The sequence below is a fragment of the Enterobacter dykesii genome (assembly GCF_008364625.2).
In the GTDB taxonomy this organism is placed as follows: domain Bacteria; phylum Pseudomonadota; class Gammaproteobacteria; order Enterobacterales; family Enterobacteriaceae; genus Enterobacter; species Enterobacter dykesii.
In genome coordinates this window covers 219,740-236,965 of sequence record NZ_CP126604.1, presented here as the reverse complement: position 1 = coordinate 236,965, position 17,226 = coordinate 219,740, and the positions used below count along the sequence as shown (strand labels likewise).

Genomic DNA, 17,226 nt, shown 5'->3' with positions numbered 1-17,226 from the left:
CCCAACCCTCTCCCCGAGAGGGGAGAGGGGGAAAAGATTAGAACTGTGCTTCTTCCGTTGAACCCGTTAAGGCGGTGACGGAGGAGGTGCCGCCCTGAATGATGGTCGTCACGTTATCGAAGTAGCCAGTTCCCACCTCCTGCTGGTGAGACACGAAGGTATAACCGTCTTTACCCGCCGCAAACTCCGGCTGCTGCACCTTCTCAACGTAGTGCTTCATGCCCTCACCCTGCGCATAGGCGTGCGCCAGGTCGAACATGTTGAACCACATGCTGTGGATACCGGCCAGGGTAATGAACTGGTATTTGTAGCCCATGTCGGACAGCTGCTGCTGGAAGCTGGCGATCGTTTTGTCATCCAGCTTTTTCTGCCAGTTGAATGACGGCGAGCAGTTATAGGCCAGCAGTTTGCCCGGATACTTCGCGTGGATGGCGTCGGCAAAGCGTTTTGCCAGCGCCAGATCCGGCGTAGACGTTTCACACCAGACCAGGTCCGCGTAAGGCGCGTACGCCAGGCCGCGGCTGATCGCCTGTTCAATGCCGGCATGGGTGCGGTAGAAGCCTTCACTGGTGCGCTCGCCGGTGATGAACTCGCTGTCGTACGGGTCGCAGTCAGAGGTGATCAGGTCCGCCGCGTCCGCATCAGTACGGGCAATCACCAGCGTCGGCACGCCGAGCACGTCAGCAGCCAGACGCGCGGCAACCAGCTTCTGTACGGCTTCCTGTGTAGGAACCAGCACCTTACCGCCCATGTGTCCGCATTTTTTCACTGACGCCAGCTGGTCTTCGAAGTGAACGGCCGCTGCACCGGCCTCAATCATCGATTTCATCAGCTCGAAGGCGTTCAGCACGCCGCCGAAGCCCGCTTCTGCATCCGCGACGATCGGCAGGAAATAGTCAATAAAGCGCGGATCGTTAGGTTCGATACCGGCGGCCCACTGGATCTGATCCGCTCGGCGGAAGGTATTGTTGATCCGATCCACCACCGACGGCACGGAGTTCGCCGGATAGAGCGACTGATCCGGGTACATGCTGGACGCCAGGTTAGCATCCGCCGCAACCTGCCAGCCGGAGAGGTAGATAGCTTCAATACCCGCCTTCGCCTGCTGCAGCGCCTGACCGCCGGTCAGCGCACCGAGGCTGTTGATGTAGCCCTTTTTAGAGCAACCGTGCAGCAGCTTCCACATTTTCGCCGCACCGTTCTGTGCCAGCGTGCATTCCGGATTGACCGAGCCGCGTAATTTCACCACTTCCTCCGCGCTGTAAGGACGGCGGATGCCTTCCCAACGAGGTTGTGTCCACTCTTTCTTCAACTCTTCGATCTGTTGGGTACGGGTTTTCATGTGCAGATGCTCCATATTGTTATGTGGTGAGTTACGCCAGGAAGCGGTAGCCCGGCAGGGTCAGGAAGTCGATTAAGTCATCTGATGTGGTGATTTGCTCCATCAGGCGCGCGGCGTCGTCAAAACGTCCGCTGCTGAAGCGGTGTTCGCCCAGCTCGTCCTGGATCACCCGCATCTCTTCGGCCAGCATCTGGCGGAACAGGGATTTGGTCACCGGCTTGCCGTTGCTGAGCGTTTTTTGATGGTGGATCCACTGCCAGATGGAGGTACGTGAGATCTCCGCCGTCGCGGCATCTTCCATCAGTCCATAGATAGGCACACAGCCGTTGCCGGAGATCCACGCTTCGATGTACTGGACCGCGACGCGAATATTGGCACGCATGCCCTCTTCCGTACGCTCGCCCGCGCACGGTGCCAGCAGCTGTTCTTCAGCCGTTGGGGCATCGTCTTCGCGCGTGACAAACAGCTGGTTTTTGTTGTCGCCGAGAACGCGGTTGAAGACCTCCATCGCCGTATCGGCAAGGCCAGGATGGGCAATCCACGTGCCGTCGTGACCGTTACGGGCTTCAAGCTCTTTGTCGGCTTTCACCTTGTTGAGCACCTGATTATTGCGCTCTGCGTCTTTGCTCGGGATAAATGCCGCCATGCCGCCCATCGCAAAGGCGCCGCGCTTGTGACAGGTTTTGATCAGCAGGCGCGAGTAGGCACTCAGGAATGGTTTATCCATAGTGACCACTTGGCGATCGGGCAGCACGCGATCGCCGTGATTTTTCAGGGTTTTGATGTAGCTGAAAATATAGTCCCAGCGTCCGCAGTTCAGGCCGACAATGTGGTCGCGCAGAGCGTGCAGAATTTCATTCATCTGGAACACGGCAGGCAGCGTTTCAATCAGCAGCGTGGCTTTGATGGTGCCGCGCGGCAGGTTGAAACGATCTTCCGCATAGCTGAACACCTCGCTCCACCAGGCCGCTTCCTGCCAGGCCTGCGTTTTTGGCAGATAGAAATAGGGACCGCTGCCTTTAGCCAGGAGGGCTTTGTAGTTGTGGAAGAAATAGAGTGCGAAATCAAACAGGCTGCCCGGAATGGCTTCCCCACGCCAGGTGACATGTTTTTCAGGCAGGTGCAGACCGCGTACGCGACAGATCAGCACCGCCGGGTTCGGTTTGAGCTGGTAAATTTTGCCGGCTTCGTTGGTATAGCTGATGGTGCCGTTCACGGCGTCGCGCAGGTTGATCTGCCCGTCGATAACTTTGTTCCAGTCTGGCGCCAGTGAATCTTCAAAATCGGCCATGAAGACCTTAACGTTGGCATTCATGGCGTTGATCACCATTTTGCGCTCTACCGGACCAGTGATCTCAACGCGACGATCCTGTAAATCTTCAGGGATGCCGCGGATTTTCCACTCGCCACGTCGAATGGAAGCGGTTTCCGAAATGAATCCAGGCAACTTGCCATCGTCAATTTCCTGCTGCTGATGAATACGTGCCGCCAGCAGCTTATTGCGCTGCGGCGTAAAGCGGGTCACCAGTTCAGTCAGAAATTCTACCGCTTCCGCCGTCAAAACCTGCTGTTCTTGCTCGCCATACGGCTGGGTAAAGGCCAGTTCATCGACCGTCGTTGCCTGTTGAGTCATTACTCTGCTCCTCATCAAAGATCCAAAATGCCGCCCCCGATGCGAACGAAAGATCGTTGGGTAGTTTTCGCTCAGCAGAATTAAGACTATCTATATTTTTTCCAAAATCAAAAACAATTTCCATTTTAATTGTTAATTGCAGTTAATTTATTGATTTTATTGAGATTAAAGTTTTATCGAATGGTGAGTGACATTTCGGAAATAAAAAAGGCACCCGAAGGTGCCTGATTTGAATAGCTGAAACGCTTTAGGATCGTTCAGGGCAGAAGATTACTCCAGCGTCGGATTCATGTGGCGCAGATCGTATGGCGTGATCTGGTAGACGTAATAGTTGAGCCAGTTAGTGAAAAGCAAATTCCCGTGGCTGCGCCAGGTTGCTCTCGGTTTGTTTTGCGGATCGTCTTTGGGGAAATAGTTGTACGGTACATCCGGATTAAGACCCGCTTCGACATCACGGAAATACTCTGACGCGAGGGTATGCGGATCGTACTCAGGATGGCCGGTCACAAAGGCGATACGCTTATCCTTGCTGGCAAACAGGTAAGCATCCCCGTCTTCCGTTTCGGCCAGGATCTCCAGATCGGTGTAATCACGAATCAGCTGGGCAGGGAAATCGGCGTAGCGAGAATGCGGGGCCAGGAAGGAGTCATCGAAACCGCGCGTCAGCAACGCATGCGGTTGAAGAATGTGGTGTTCGTATACGCCGGAGAGCTTTTCAGTACGGGTTTGCTTGGGGATGCCATAAAGAATATTCAGCGCGGCTTGTACCGCCCAACAGACAAACAATGTGGAGGTAACGTGATCTTTTGCCCACTCCAGAACCTGTTTGATCTGCGGCCAGTAGGCGACATCGTTAAATTCAACCAGACCGAGCGGCGCGCCGGTCACAATCAGCCCGTCGAAGTTTTCCCCCTGAATGTCATCAAAGTTGCAGTAGAAGTTATTCAGGTGCTCAGCAGGCGTGTTACGCGACTCGCGGGCATCGATTCGCAGCAGCTGAATATCGACCTGCAGCGGGGAGTTCGACAGAAGACGCAGGAACTGGTTTTCTGTTTCGATCTTTTTTGGCATCAGATTGAGAATAAGCACCTTCAGCGGGCGAATTTCCTGACCTGTCGCACGCGAAGCCGTCATGACGAAGACGTTTTCTTCACGCAAGAAATTGACGGCTGGTAGCTCGTCCTGCACCCGAATCGGCATAACTTTATATCCTCACAGCATACGTATAAACGTTTAGACATCCAGACAGCTAACGATACCCAGAAACGATTGGAAAGTCGAGTCTGCATGTCCAAGGTGAGAAAGTTTCAGGAACAGGGGGAGGAGAAAAACAAAAGCAAAAAACCCCGCACCTTACGGTACGGGGTTCTTCTAATTGATGCCTGGCAGTTCCCTACTCTCACATGGGGAGACCCCACACTACCATCGGCGCTACGGCGTTTCACTTCTGAGTTCGGCATGGGGTCAGGTGGGACCACCGCGCTAAAGCCGCCAGGCAAATTCTGTTAAATCTGTATCAGGCTGAAAATCGTGTCTCTCTTCGCCAAAACACCTTCGGCGTTGTAAGGTTAAGCCTCACGGTTCATTAGTATCGGTTAGCTCAACGCATCGCTGCGCTTACACACCCGACCTATCAACGTCATAGTCTTTAACGTTCCTTCAGGACCCTTAAAGGGTCAGGGAGAACTCATCTCGGGGCAAGTTTCGTGCTTAGATGCTTTCAGCACTTATCTTTTCCGCATTTAGCTACCGGGCAGTGCCATTGGCATGACAACCCGAACACCAGTGATGCGTCCACTCCGGTCCTCTCGTACTAGGAGCAGCCCCCCTCAATTCTCCAGCGCCCACGGCAGATAGGGACCGAACTGTCTCACGACGTTCTAAACCCAGCTCGCGTACCACTTTAAATGGCGAACAGCCATACCCTTGGGACCTACTTCAGCCCCAGGATGTGATGAGCCGACATCGAGGTGCCAAACACCGCCGTCGATATGAACTCTTGGGCGGTATCAGCCTGTTATCCCCGGAGTACCTTTTATCCGTTGAGCGATGGCCCTTCCATTCAGAACCACCGGATCACTATGACCTGCTTTCGCACCTGCTCGAGCCGTCACTCTCGCAGTCAAGCTAGCTTATGCCATTGCACTAACCTCCTGATGTCCGACCAGGATTAGCTAACCTTCGTGCTCCTCCGTTACTCTTTGGGAGGAGACCGCCCCAGTCAAACTACCCACCAGACACTGTCCGCAACCCGGATTACGGGTCTACGTTAGAACACCAGCCATTAAAGGGTGGTATTTCAAGGGCGGCTCCACGCAGACTGGCGTCCACGCTTCAAAGCCTCCCACCTATCCTACACATCAAGGACCAGTGTTCAGTGTCAAGCTATAGTAAAGGTTCACGGGGTCTTTCCGTCTTGCCGCGGGTACACTGCATCTTCACAGCGAGTTCAATTTCACTGAGTCTCGGGTGGAGACAGCCTGGCCATCATTACGCCATTCGTGCAGGTCGGAACTTACCCGACAAGGAATTTCGCTACCTTAGGACCGTTATAGTTACGGCCGCCGTTTACCGGGGCTTCGATCAAGAGCTTCGCGTTACCGCTAACCCCATCAATTAACCTTCCGGCACCGGGCAGGCGTCACACCGTATACGTCCACTTTCGTGTTTGCACAGTGCTGTGTTTTTAATAAACAGTTGCAGCCAGCTGGTATCTTCGACTGATTTCAGCTCCACCCGCAGGGGCTTCACCTACATATCAGCGTGCCTTCTCCCGAAGTTACGGCACCATTTTGCCTAGTTCCTTCACCCGAGTTCTCTCAAGCGCCTTGGTATTCTCTACCTGACCACCTGTGTCGGTTTGGGGTACGATTTCGTGTTACCTGATGCTTAGAGGCTTTTCCTGGAAGCAGGGCATTTGTTACTTCAGCACCGTAGTGCCTCGTCATCACACCTCAGCGTTAAAAAGGTACCGGATTTACCTGGAACCTCCGCCTACATGCTTAAACCGGGACAACCGTCGCCCGGCTAACATAGCCTTCTCCGTCCCCCCTTCGCAGTAACACCAAGTACAGGAATATTAACCTGTTTCCCATCGACTACGCCTTTCGGCCTCGCCTTAGGGGTCGACTCACCCTGCCCCGATTAACGTTGGACAGGAACCCTTGGTCTTCCGGCGAGCGGGCTTTTCACCCGCTTTATCGTTACTTATGTCAGCATTCGCACTTCTGATACCTCCAGCAACCCTCACAGGCCACCTTCAACGGCTTACAGAACGCTCCCCTACCCAACAACGCATAAGCGTCGCTGCCGCAGCTTCGGTGCATGGTTTAGCCCCGTTACATCTTCCGCGCAGGCCGACTCGACCAGTGAGCTATTACGCTTTCTTTAAATGATGGCTGCTTCTAAGCCAACATCCTGGCTGTCTGTGCCTTCCCACATCGTTTCCCACTTAACCATGACTTTGGGACCTTAGCTGGCGGTCTGGGTTGTTTCCCTCTTCACGACGGACGTTAGCACCCGCCGTGTGTCTCCCGTGATAACATTCTTCGGTATTCGTAGTTTGCATCGGGTTGGTAAGCCGGGATGGCCCCCTAGCCGAAACAGTGCTCTACCCCCGAAGATGAGTTCACGAGGCGCTACCTAAATAGCTTTCGGGGAGAACCAGCTATCTCCCGGTTTGATTGGCCTTTCACCCCCAGCCACAAGTCATCCGCTAATTTTTCAACATTAGTCGGTTCGGTCCTCCAGTTAGTGTTACCCAACCTTCAACCTGCCCATGGCTAGATCACCGGGTTTCGGGTCTATACCCTGCAACTTAACGCCCAGTTAAGACTCGGTTTCCCTTCGGCTCCCCTATACGGTTAACCTTGCTACAGAATATAAGTCGCTGACCCATTATACAAAAGGTACGCAGTCACACCACGAAGGTGCTCCCACTGCTTGTACGTACACGGTTTCAGGTTCTTTTTCACTCCCCTCGCCGGGGTTCTTTTCGCCTTTCCCTCACGGTACTGGTTCACTATCGGTCAGTCAGGAGTATTTAGCCTTGGAGGATGGTCCCCCCATATTCAGACAGGATACCACGTGTCCCGCCCTACTCTTCGAGTTCACAGCCTGTGTGCTTTCGTGTACGGGACTGTCACCCTGTACCGTGCGACTTTCCAGACGCTTCCACTAACACACAAGCTGATTCAGACTCTGGGCTGCTCCCCGTTCGCTCGCCGCTACTGGGGGAATCTCGGTTGATTTCTTTTCCTCGGGGTACTTAGATGTTTCAGTTCCCCCGGTTCGCCTCGTTAACCTATGTATTCAGTTAACGATAGTGCAACGAATTGCACTGGGTTTCCCCATTCGGACATCGCCGGGTCAAAGGTTCATATCACCTCGCCGGCGCTTTTCGCAGATTAGCACGTCCTTCATCGCCTCTGACTGCCAGGGCATCCACCGTGTACGCTTAGTCGCTTAACCTCACAACCCGAAGATGTTTCACTTCTGATTGCGAAAATTTGAGAGACTCGAACACACCATTAAGATGTGTCGTTTCAATTTTCAGCTTGATCCAGATTTTTAAAGAGCAAATATCTCAAACGTCACCCGAAGATGAGTTTTGAGATATGACGGCAGGTGACTTTCACTCACGAACCAGCAAGTGGCGTCCCCTAGGGGATTCGAACCCCTGTTACCGCCGTGAAAGGGCGGTGTCCTGGGCCTCTAGACGAAGGGGACGTAAAGTCTCAATCGCAAGACGCCTTGCTATTTACTTTTCATCAGACAATCTGTGTGAGCACTACAAAGGCAGGTTCTTTAAGGTAAGGAGGTGATCCAACCGCAGGTTCCCCTACGGTTACCTTGTTACGACTTCACCCCAGTCATGAATCACAAAGTGGTAAGCGCCCTCCCGAAGGTTAAGCTACCTACTTCTTTTGCAACCCACTCCCATGGTGTGACGGGCGGTGTGTACAAGGCCCGGGAACGTATTCACCGTAGCATTCTGATCTACGATTACTAGCGATTCCGACTTCATGGAGTCGAGTTGCAGACTCCAATCCGGACTACGACGCACTTTATGAGGTCCGCTTGCTCTCGCGAGGTCGCTTCTCTTTGTATGCGCCATTGTAGCACGTGTGTAGCCCTACTCGTAAGGGCCATGATGACTTGACGTCATCCCCACCTTCCTCCAGTTTATCACTGGCAGTCTCCTTTGAGTTCCCGGCCGGACCGCTGGCAACAAAGGATAAGGGTTGCGCTCGTTGCGGGACTTAACCCAACATTTCACAACACGAGCTGACGACAGCCATGCAGCACCTGTCTCAGAGTTCCCGAAGGCACCAAAGCATCTCTGCTAAGTTCTCTGGATGTCAAGAGTAGGTAAGGTTCTTCGCGTTGCATCGAATTAAACCACATGCTCCACCGCTTGTGCGGGCCCCCGTCAATTCATTTGAGTTTTAACCTTGCGGCCGTACTCCCCAGGCGGTCGACTTAACGCGTTAGCTCCGGAAGCCACGCCTCAAGGGCACAACCTCCAAGTCGACATCGTTTACGGCGTGGACTACCAGGGTATCTAATCCTGTTTGCTCCCCACGCTTTCGCACCTGAGCGTCAGTCTTTGTCCAGGGGGCCGCCTTCGCCACCGGTATTCCTCCAGATCTCTACGCATTTCACCGCTACACCTGGAATTCTACCCCCCTCTACAAGACTCTAGCCTGCCAGTTTCGAATGCAGTTCCCAGGTTGAGCCCGGGGATTTCACATCCGACTTGACAGACCGCCTGCGTGCGCTTTACGCCCAGTAATTCCGATTAACGCTTGCACCCTCCGTATTACCGCGGCTGCTGGCACGGAGTTAGCCGGTGCTTCTTCTGCGGGTAACGTCAATCGACAAGGTTATTAACCTTATCGCCTTCCTCCCCGCTGAAAGTACTTTACAACCCGAAGGCCTTCTTCATACACGCGGCATGGCTGCATCAGGCTTGCGCCCATTGTGCAATATTCCCCACTGCTGCCTCCCGTAGGAGTCTGGACCGTGTCTCAGTTCCAGTGTGGCTGGTCATCCTCTCAGACCAGCTAGGGATCGTCGCCTAGGTGAGCCGTTACCCCACCTACTAGCTAATCCCATCTGGGCACATCTGATGGCAAGAGGCCCGAAGGTCCCCCTCTTTGGTCTTGCGACGTTATGCGGTATTAGCTACCGTTTCCAGTAGTTATCCCCCTCCATCAGGCAGTTTCCCAGACATTACTCACCCGTCCGCCGCTCGTCACCCGGGAGCAAGCTCCCTGTGTTACCGCTCGACTTGCATGTGTTAGGCCTGCCGCCAGCGTTCAATCTGAGCCATGATCAAACTCTTCAATTTAAGTTTGATGCTCGTGAATTAAACTTCGTAATGAATTACGTATGTTCACTCAGAGACTTGGTATTCATTTTTCGTCCGAAGACATTAAGAATCCATGTCACTTTGAGTGCCCACACAGATTGTCTGATAAATTGTTAAAGAGCAGTGCAACGCGGCTTTCGCTCACCGTTGCGAGGTGGCGTATATTACGCTTTCCTCTTTCAGAGTCAACCCGTTATTTCAGGATTTTTTCTCTTCAACCGACCGGGCTGTTTGTGAAGTGATTCACATCCGCCGTGTCGATGGAGGCGCATTATAGGGAGTTCTCAGCAGGCCGCAACCGCTAAATGTCAGAAAAATGACTGACTGCTGCATTCCACAGCAAAACCCCGCCTTATACCTTTTTACACACAGACTTATCCACAATGATACGAAAAAGTGAAAATGTGCGAGCGTTGCGCAAACGTTTTCGTTAAAATGCTCGCGCTTAATAAGGATGCCCCGTCAGGTGTGTTAGATGAGTTTTTCGCAGGAAAATTCATCTAACGCTCTCTGTAATCGTGAAATCCAGGGGATTTACCATGCAACAACGTCGTCCAGTCCGCCGCGCTCTGCTCAGTGTTTCTGATAAAGCCGGTATCGTCGAATTCGCTCAGGCACTTTCCGCACGCGGTGTGGAGCTGCTTTCTACAGGCGGTACCGCTCGCCTGTTAGCAGATAAAGGTCTGCCGGTAACCGAAGTGTCCGATTACACCGGTTTCCCGGAAATGATGGATGGACGCGTCAAAACCCTGCATCCAAAAGTGCACGGCGGTATCCTTGGCCGTCGCGGTCAGGACGACGCCATTATGGAACAGCATGACATCGCCCCAATCGACATGGTTGTCGTTAACCTTTACCCGTTTGCCCAAACCGTAGCCCGCGAAGGCTGTTCTCTGGAAGATGCCGTAGAGAATATTGATATCGGCGGCCCAACTATGGTGCGCTCAGCAGCCAAGAACCATAAAGATGTGGCTATCGTGGTGAAGAGCAGCGATTACAACACCATTATTAACGAGATGGACGCCAACGAAGGGTCACTGACTCTGGAAACGCGTTTCGACCTCGCCATCAAAGCCTTCGAGCACACCGCGGCGTACGACAGCATGATTGCCAACTACTTCGGTAGCCTGGTGCCGGCTTACCACGGTGAAAGCAAAGATCCTTCCGGCCGCTTCCCGCGCACCCTGAACCTGAACTTCATTAAGAAGCAGGACATGCGTTACGGTGAGAACAGCCACCAGCAGGCTGCTTTCTATATAGAAGAAGAGGTAAAAGAAGCCTCTGTTGCGACCGCTCAGCAGGTTCAGGGCAAAGCGCTCTCCTATAACAACATTGCCGACACCGACGCCGCGCTGGAATGCGTGAAAGAGTTCAGCGAGCCGGCCTGCGTTATCGTTAAGCATGCGAACCCATGCGGCGTTGCCGTGAGCACCTCTATTCTGGATGCCTACGATCGCGCATACAAAACCGACCCAACCTCTGCGTTCGGCGGCATTATCGCCTTCAACCGCGAGCTGGATGCTGAAACCGCACAGGCCATCATCTCCCGCCAGTTCGTTGAAGTGATCATCGCGCCATCCGCATCTGAAGAAGCGCTGAAAATCACCGCGGCAAAACAGAACGTCCGCGTGCTGGTCTGCGGCCAGTGGGCAGAGCGCGTACCGGGCCTGGACTTCAAGCGCGTGAACGGCGGTCTGCTGGTTCAGGACCGCGATCTGGGTATGGTGACAGAGGCCGACCTGCGCGTGGTAACCAAACGCCAGCCGAGCGAACAGGAACTGCGTGATGCGCTGTTCTGCTGGAAGGTCGCGAAGTTCGTTAAATCCAACGCCATCGTCTACGCCAAAGAGAACATGACCATCGGGATAGGCGCAGGCCAGATGAGCCGCGTCTACTCCGCGAAAATCGCGGGTATTAAAGCAGGCGATGAAGGTCTGGAAGTAAAAGGCTCCGCCATGGCTTCTGACGCCTTCTTCCCGTTCCGTGACGGTATCGACGCAGCTGCTGCAGTGGGCATCACCTGTGTGATCCAGCCTGGCGGGTCAATTCGCGACGACGAAGTGATTGCCGCTGCCGACGAACACGGCATCGCAATGATCTTCACCGACATGCGCCACTTCCGCCATTAATTCCCGGAGCAGAAAATGAAAGTATTAGTGATTGGTAACGGCGGACGCGAGCACGCTCTGGCGTGGAAAGCGGCGCAGTCTCCGCTGGTGAAAACAGTCTTCGTAGCACCGGGCAACGCCGGTACCGCGCTGGAACCCGCGCTGCAGAACGTGGCTATCAGCGTGACCGATATCCCTGCGCTGCTGAGCTTTGCCCAGAGCGAGAAAATCGATCTGACGATTGTGGGCCCGGAAGCGCCGCTGGTGATTGGCGTGGTGGATGCGTTCCGCGCGGCGGGTCTGACAATCTTCGGGCCTACGGAAGGCGCCGCGCAGCTGGAAGGCTCCAAAGCCTTCACCAAAGATTTCCTCGCGCGTCATAACATCCCGACGGCGGAATATCAGAACTTCACCGAAGTGGAGCCAGCCCTGGCCTACCTGCGTGAAAAAGGCGCGCCGATTGTCATCAAGGCCGACGGTCTGGCCGCAGGTAAAGGCGTTATCGTCGCGATGACCCTCGAAGAAGCAGAAGCCGCGGTCCAGGATATGCTGGCCGGCAACGCCTTTGGCGATGCGGGCCACCGCATCGTGATCGAAGAGTTCCTCGACGGTGAAGAGGCCAGCTTTATCGTGATGGTCGACGGCGAGCACGTTCTGCCGATGGCCACCAGCCAGGACCACAAGCGCGTAGGCAATGGCGATACCGGCCCGAATACCGGCGGTATGGGCGCTTATTCACCCGCTCCGGTAGTGACTGACGAAGTCCACCAGCGCACCATGGATCGCGTCATTTGGCCGACCGTGAAAGGAATGGCGGCGGAAGGCAATACCTACACTGGTTTTCTCTATGCGGGTCTGATGATCGACAAGCAGGGTAACCCTAAGGTCATCGAATTCAACTGCCGCTTTGGCGATCCGGAAACGCAGCCCATCATGCTGCGCATGAAATCCGATCTGGTGGAACTGTGTCTGGCAGCCTGCGAAGGCAAGCTCGACGAGAAAACCTCTGAGTGGGACGAGCGTGCGTCTCTGGGCGTGGTGATTGCTGCAGGTGGTTATCCGGGCAATTACAACACCGGAGATGAAATCCACGGCCTGCCGCTGGAAGAGATTGAAGGTGCGAAGGTGTTCCATGCGGGTACGAAGCTGGCTGAAGACGATCGCGTCCTCACCAACGGCGGACGCGTGCTGTGTGCAACCGCGCTGGGCCATACCGTGGCCGAAGCGCAGAAACGCGCCTACGCGCTGATGGCGGATATTCACTGGAACGGCAGCTTTAGCCGTCAGGATATCGGTTATCGTGCAATTGCGCGTGAGCAGGGAGAATAATTTCACACCCTCACCCTAACCCTCTCCCTCAAGGGAGAGGGGATTTAAATCAAAAACTTTTTTCCGTCGGCTGCCAGGTGCAGAAGTCTTCGTTCGCCACCAGCAGCAGCTGAGAGCCTTCCGGCGCTTCCAGCCACGCCACACTCACTTCCATTGATGAATGACGCTGACGGCGTTGAATGTGTTCGGTTGCCCAGGATTCAAGCTCAGGCTTGACCGTCTGTCCTTCGCAGGTTGTCACCGTCCCATCGGCATGCCAGCGCCCCTGACGCAGCACAACGCGTCCCAGACGAAGCGCATCGCTGGTCTGGCGGATTTGTTCGGCACGATAACGGTAAAGAGCGATTTGATCGCTGGAAAGCTGCTGTTTTTGACCGCTGACTTCGCGCTGCATAAAGCTTAGCTCGCCATGGTCGTCAAAACGCACTTTCACGTGTTCGGGGGTCTTGCTGTAGACGTTCAGTTCAATCAGCGACAGGTCATCTCCCTGCCAGCGGTATTCCGCCGTCGACGTATTGCCGTTATGCCACGGGCTGAAGGCAGAAAGCAGATGCACTTCATCGCCGGAATCTTTGCGCCAGATCCTGACCGCGCCCTGGTTGTCCGCGTAGCCGCTGGCGGTAAACGGTGGCAGGGAGGTGTCGTGGCTGCAGGCTGACAGCAGCAGCATGCCTGCCAGCGCGAGCGTTCCACGCCAGAAAGACAAAAGGGGCGTTGCCGCCCCTTCGCTAAAACTGTTCACTGCCACGCGTCTTACTTAACAGCGTCTTTCAGTGCTTTACCAGAAACAAATGCCGGCACGTTAGCTGCGGCGATTTTGATTTCTTTACCGGTCTGCGGGTTGCGGCCAGTACGCTCAGCGCGGTGGTTCACTTTGAAGGTACCGAAACCAACCAGTTGCACAGCATCGCCTTCTTTCAGAGACTCAGTAATAGCAGCCAGGGTAGATTCCAGAGCAGCTTTAGCCTGCACTTTAGACAGATCAGCCTTGTCCGCAATTACATCAATCAGTTGAGTCTTGTTCATAAGTTATCCTTTCAATGTGTTTATCGCTTGCTAAGCATCGAGTGCGACGAAAATGCCAAAAAAGCACTCTCCTGCATACACGCACCGATAGCCACTTTTTTTCGCCCCCCAAATGTAGACCAGACAAGGGGCGAAAGGGAAGAGTCGAGGAGCGACAAAACGGGCGTTATCTCAAGTTTTCTTGTCTCATTGGTTAAAAATTATACCAATATTGCTCTCACCAGCCTCTCGTAAGTCCGCGCGCAGCCCTTTTATCAGCTCAATATCGCGTTCTTCACACTCTGCCAGCAGGCGGAAAATTTCCCACTGAATGTCCCATTCTTGCTCAACCGCCGGGTTCGCACGCAGCTCTTCGTCGGTCATCTCGCGACCTTCCTGGGTCATTTCCAGCATCGCGACGGTCGTAATAGACGCCTTACTGACTTCAATAGCGTGCTCCAGCGTTTCACCGCTCAGACGGGAGTGAAGCAGTTCGCTTAACGCCACGCAGGCATCAATCGCCGGATAGACACCGTACAGGTCAAAATCATCCGCAGCCGGAATCGCCTCTTCCAGCTTTTCCAGCTGGGAGTCGAAGTTCACCTTCGCGTCTTTCACCGTCAGCGTTTCCCAGATCAGATCCAGAATGCGGCGGTAGATATGGCCATCACCAAAGCCCGTCTCCTTACAGAACGCGGCATAGTTGGGATACATGCGCTCGCACAGGCAAGCCATAAACGTCACGTGCTGCCAGCTTTCAAGTTTCTCAAGGCGCAGGTGAATCGGGTTTTGTAGCATGATGATCTCTCGAATCGAAAATTAGGCGCAGTTTACCTGAATCATCGCTGAATTTCCTGCCAACGAACAAAAGCCGGACGCGAAGAGGCCACGGCGTCTGCCCAGCGCGTCGGCTCCGGCAAGCGGTAGCCCTTCATGCAGCGCTGCACCCACGCCAGGGCGCTGTCCATGCTCACCCGGTGCCCCGTGGCGATAAAGAGCGGGTTACAGCGCGCCTTGCTGCGCCAGACCCACGCCAGCTGCTCGCCTTTATGGATAAGCGGCGCCAGCGCGCCCGGCTCGGCAGAAAGAGGTTCAAACGCGCCGCACAGGCGTTTCTTGGCGACGCCAATGGTCGGCACATCCACCAGCAGCCCAAAGTGGCTGGCAACGCCTAAACGGCGCGGGTGTGAGATACCGTGTCCATCGACAAACAGCAGGTCAGGTTTTTGCGAGAGTTGCTCCCACGCTGCCAGCAGCGCGGGATATTCGCGGAAGGAGAGAAAGCCCGGAATGTACGGCATGGTGGTCGCGATACGCGCTACCTTGTACTCCACCAGCTCAAGCGAAGGATATTTCAGTACCACCATCGCCGCTCGCGTCACTTCCCCACCCTGCTCGAATCCGACGTCTGCTCCGCCAATGTACTGCGGAGGATCTTTATCCAGACGATCCTCGCGGATCACCGATGAGGCCAGTTCGATTTGCTGAGCGCGTAGCGACGCGAGATCCATAATCACTCCTTACTTGTGATACTGGGCAGAAAGCCGATGCACCGCCTCCACAAATACGCCTGCGTGTTCTGGCGGCACATCCTGATGAATGCCGTGGCCGAGGTTAAAGACGTGGCCTTCACCCTGGCCGAAACCAGACAGTATAGTCGACACTTCTTCTTCAATGCGGGCTGGCGGCGCATAGAGCATGGACGGGTCCATATTGCCCTGCAGCGCCACTTTGTCGCCCACGCGGCGGCGGGCATCGGCGATATCGGTGGTCCAGTCGAGGCCCAGCGCATCGCAGCCGGTTGCCGCCATCGCTTCCAGCCACTGGCCGCCGCCTTTGGTGAACAGCGTCACCGGCACGCGGCGGCCTTCGTTTTCACGCAGCAGGCCATCAACGATTTTGTGCATGTAGTACAGGGAGAACTGCTGATAATCGCGCCCGGTCAGCACGCCGCCCCAGGTATCGAAAATCATCACCGACTGCGCGCCCGCCTTAATCTGCGCGTTCAGGTAGAGGGTGACGCTCTTCGCCAGCTTGTCGAGCAGCGCGTGCAGGGCCAGCGGCTCGGCGTACATCATCTTTTTAATCAGGGTGAAGGCTTTGCTGCTGCCTCCTTCAACCATATAGGTCGCCAGCGTCCATGGGCTGCCGGAGAAGCCAATCAGCGGCACTTCACCTTTCAGCTCGCGGCGAATGGTGCGTACGGCGTTCATCACGTAGCCCAGCTCGCCTTCCGGATCGGGGATTGGCAGCTTATCCACGTCGGCTTTGCTTTTGATTGGGGAGGTGAAACGCGGGCCTTCACCGGTTTCGAAGTACAGGCCAAGGCCCATTGCATCAGGAATGGTCAGAATATCCGAGAAGAGGATCGCCGCATCCAGCGGGAAGCGGCGCAGCGGCTGGAGCGTCACTTCACAGGCCAGCTCGGCGTTTTTGCACAGCGACATAAAATCGCCCGCCTGCGCGCGCGTGGCTTTATACTCTGGGAGATAGCGTCCCGCCTGGCGCATCATCCACACCGGGGTGACATCAACGGGCTGGCGCAGCAGCGCACGCAGATAACGATCGTTCTTCAGTTCGGTCATTTTTGCAGTTCCTTAAGCGTCATGGCCTCAGTGTAACACTACTCATACTCGGCCCGACACATCGCCACGGTATCTTCTATCAGCCGACGCGCCACGGTGCCCGGCGGAGGTAACAGCGGTAAATCGTCGTAGCGATACCAGTTCGCGTCCAGCAGCTCTTTCTGGTCGATAACGATCTCGCCGCTGTCGTATTCGGCCATAAATGCCGTCATCAGCGACTGCGGGAATGGCCACGGCTGGGAGGTAACGTAGCGCAGGTTCTTCACTTTGATCCCACTCTCCTCCATCACCTCTCGCGCCACCGCCTGCTCCAGCGTTTCGCCCACCTCGACGAAGCCGGCCAGCACGGTGTAAATGCCGTTGCGATGGCGGGTATGCTGCGCCAGCAGGATGGAATCCTCCCGGCGGATAGCGACGATAATGCACGGCGCAATCTGCGGATAGTAGCGTTCGCGGCAGTGGCTGCAGAGCATCGCCCACTCGGTTTTGCTCGGGCGCATGGTATGACCGCAGTAGCCGCAGTATTTATGCGAGCGGTAAAACTCGGCCAGCTGCACGCCCCGCCCCGCCAGCTGGAACAGCCCCACGTCCAGATCCAGCACCTGGCGCACCGATCCCATATCCTGGCGGCGGGGTTGTTGGATCAACCACACCGGCTCACCCTGCCACTCGCCGATCTGTAGCGCTGGCTGGCCAACAAGATCGAACGCCTCAGCTGCACCGTAGGGAATTTCTCCGGCAGGAAGCCATAATTTTTGTTCGTGACTGACGATCCACCAACCAAGATCTGATTTTTCAATAATACGATCCATATCTATTGCACTACCTTCGCTTCACTGACATGTTGTTAG

General features: G+C 55.1%; 11 protein-coding genes, 1 tRNA gene and 3 rRNA genes. 2 read left to right on the top strand and 13 right to left on the bottom strand.

All coding sequences use genetic code 11. The features are described from left to right. Positions 1 to 37: 37 nt before the first annotated feature. The 7 genes from aceA to F0320_RS01045 form a co-directional block, all read right to left on the bottom strand. The gene (gene aceA / locus F0320_RS01075) at positions 38 to 1,342 is read right to left on the bottom strand and encodes an isocitrate lyase (RefSeq protein ID WP_126331114.1); all 1,305 of its coding nucleotides are present in this window, start codon (positions 1,340 to 1,342) and stop codon (positions 38 to 40) included. A gap of 31 nt (positions 1,343 to 1,373) precedes the next feature. Beyond that, entirely contained in the window at positions 1,374 to 2,975 is a 1,602-nt protein-coding gene (aceB, locus tag F0320_RS01070) for a malate synthase A (RefSeq protein WP_126331112.1), read from the bottom strand. Between the two features lie 270 nt (positions 2,976 to 3,245). Then, a complete protein-coding gene (metA, locus tag F0320_RS01065; protein WP_047650890.1) occupies positions 3,246 to 4,175 on the bottom strand; it encodes a homoserine O-acetyltransferase MetA in 930 nt (309 codons plus the stop codon). A 180-nt stretch (positions 4,176 to 4,355) separates the two neighbouring features. Then, a 5S ribosomal RNA gene (gene rrf / locus F0320_RS01060) occupies positions 4,356 to 4,471 on the bottom strand. A gap of 68 nt (positions 4,472 to 4,539) precedes the next feature. Beyond that, positions 4,540 to 7,445 (bottom strand): 23S ribosomal RNA (locus F0320_RS01055). A 182-nt stretch (positions 7,446 to 7,627) separates the two neighbouring features. Further along, positions 7,628 to 7,703: transfer RNA gene (locus F0320_RS01050), tRNA-Glu, on the bottom strand. An 84-nt stretch (positions 7,704 to 7,787) separates the two neighbouring features. Further along, positions 7,788 to 9,327 (bottom strand): 16S ribosomal RNA (locus F0320_RS01045). The 16S, 23S and 5S rRNA genes sit together here with 1 tRNA gene alongside, the layout of an rRNA operon. 560 nt (positions 9,328 to 9,887) lie before the next feature. Between F0320_RS01045 and purH the strand changes: the two genes are divergently transcribed. Continuing rightward, entirely contained in the window at positions 9,888 to 11,477 is a 1,590-nt protein-coding gene (gene purH / locus F0320_RS01040; protein WP_029742045.1) for a bifunctional phosphoribosylaminoimidazolecarboxamide formyltransferase/IMP cyclohydrolase, read from the top strand. A gap of 15 nt (positions 11,478 to 11,492) precedes the next feature. Continuing rightward, entirely contained in the window at positions 11,493 to 12,785 is a 1,293-nt protein-coding gene (gene purD / locus F0320_RS01035) for a phosphoribosylamine--glycine ligase (protein WP_126331239.1), read from the top strand. 49 nt (positions 12,786 to 12,834) lie between these two features. Here purD and F0320_RS01030 read toward each other — a convergent pair whose 3' ends face one another. From F0320_RS01030 to nudC, 6 genes are all read right to left on the bottom strand, one after another. Continuing rightward, on the bottom strand, positions 12,835 to 13,527 hold the full coding sequence (locus F0320_RS01030) for a DUF1481 domain-containing protein (protein WP_047651713.1): 693 nt from the start codon (positions 13,525 to 13,527) through the stop codon (positions 12,835 to 12,837). An 11-nt stretch (positions 13,528 to 13,538) separates the two neighbouring features. Continuing rightward, positions 13,539 to 13,811 (bottom strand): nucleoid-associated protein HU-alpha, encoded by a 273-nt coding sequence (hupA, locus tag F0320_RS01025; protein WP_002445246.1) that lies wholly within the window; start codon positions 13,809 to 13,811, stop codon positions 13,539 to 13,541. Between the two features lie 186 nt (positions 13,812 to 13,997). After that, the gene (locus F0320_RS01020) at positions 13,998 to 14,588 is read right to left on the bottom strand and encodes a YjaG family protein (protein ID WP_023309980.1); all 591 of its coding nucleotides are present in this window, start codon (positions 14,586 to 14,588) and stop codon (positions 13,998 to 14,000) included. 41 nt (positions 14,589 to 14,629) lie between these two features. After that, positions 14,630 to 15,301, bottom strand: coding sequence for a deoxyribonuclease V (gene nfi / locus F0320_RS01015; RefSeq protein WP_023309979.1), 672 nt, complete (start codon positions 15,299 to 15,301; stop codon positions 14,630 to 14,632). A 9-nt stretch (positions 15,302 to 15,310) separates the two neighbouring features. After that, a complete protein-coding gene (gene hemE / locus F0320_RS01010; RefSeq protein WP_024908252.1) occupies positions 15,311 to 16,375 on the bottom strand; it encodes a uroporphyrinogen decarboxylase in 1,065 nt (354 codons plus the stop codon). Between the two features lie 38 nt (positions 16,376 to 16,413). Continuing rightward, positions 16,414 to 17,187, bottom strand: coding sequence for an NAD(+) diphosphatase (nudC, locus tag F0320_RS01005; protein WP_126331237.1), 774 nt, complete (start codon positions 17,185 to 17,187; stop codon positions 16,414 to 16,416). Positions 17,188 to 17,226 lie beyond the last annotated feature (39 nt).

Coding starts and splice junctions, on each gene's coding strand:
- purH (WP_029742045.1), top strand. CDS start 9,888: ATGCAACAACGTCGTCCAGTCCGCCGCGCTCTGCTCAGTGTTTCTGAT.
- nfi (WP_023309979.1), bottom strand. CDS start 15,301: ATGGATCTCGCGTCGCTACGCGCTCAGCAAATCGAACTGGCCTCATCG.
- aceB (WP_126331112.1), bottom strand. CDS start 2,975: ATGACTCAACAGGCAACGACGGTCGATGAACTGGCCTTTACCCAGCCG.
- purD (WP_126331239.1), top strand. CDS start 11,493: ATGAAAGTATTAGTGATTGGTAACGGCGGACGCGAGCACGCTCTGGCG.
- nudC (WP_126331237.1), bottom strand. CDS start 17,187: ATGGATCGTATTATTGAAAAATCAGATCTTGGTTGGTGGATCGTCAGT.
- hemE (WP_024908252.1), bottom strand. CDS start 16,375: ATGACCGAACTGAAGAACGATCGTTATCTGCGTGCGCTGCTGCGCCAG.
- aceA (WP_126331114.1), bottom strand. CDS start 1,342: ATGAAAACCCGTACCCAACAGATCGAAGAGTTGAAGAAAGAGTGGACA.
- metA (WP_047650890.1), bottom strand. CDS start 4,175: ATGCCGATTCGGGTGCAGGACGAGCTACCAGCCGTCAATTTCTTGCGT.
- hupA (WP_002445246.1), bottom strand. CDS start 13,811: ATGAACAAGACTCAACTGATTGATGTAATTGCGGACAAGGCTGATCTG.
- F0320_RS01020 (WP_023309980.1), bottom strand. CDS start 14,588: ATGCTACAAAACCCGATTCACCTGCGCCTTGAGAAACTTGAAAGCTGG.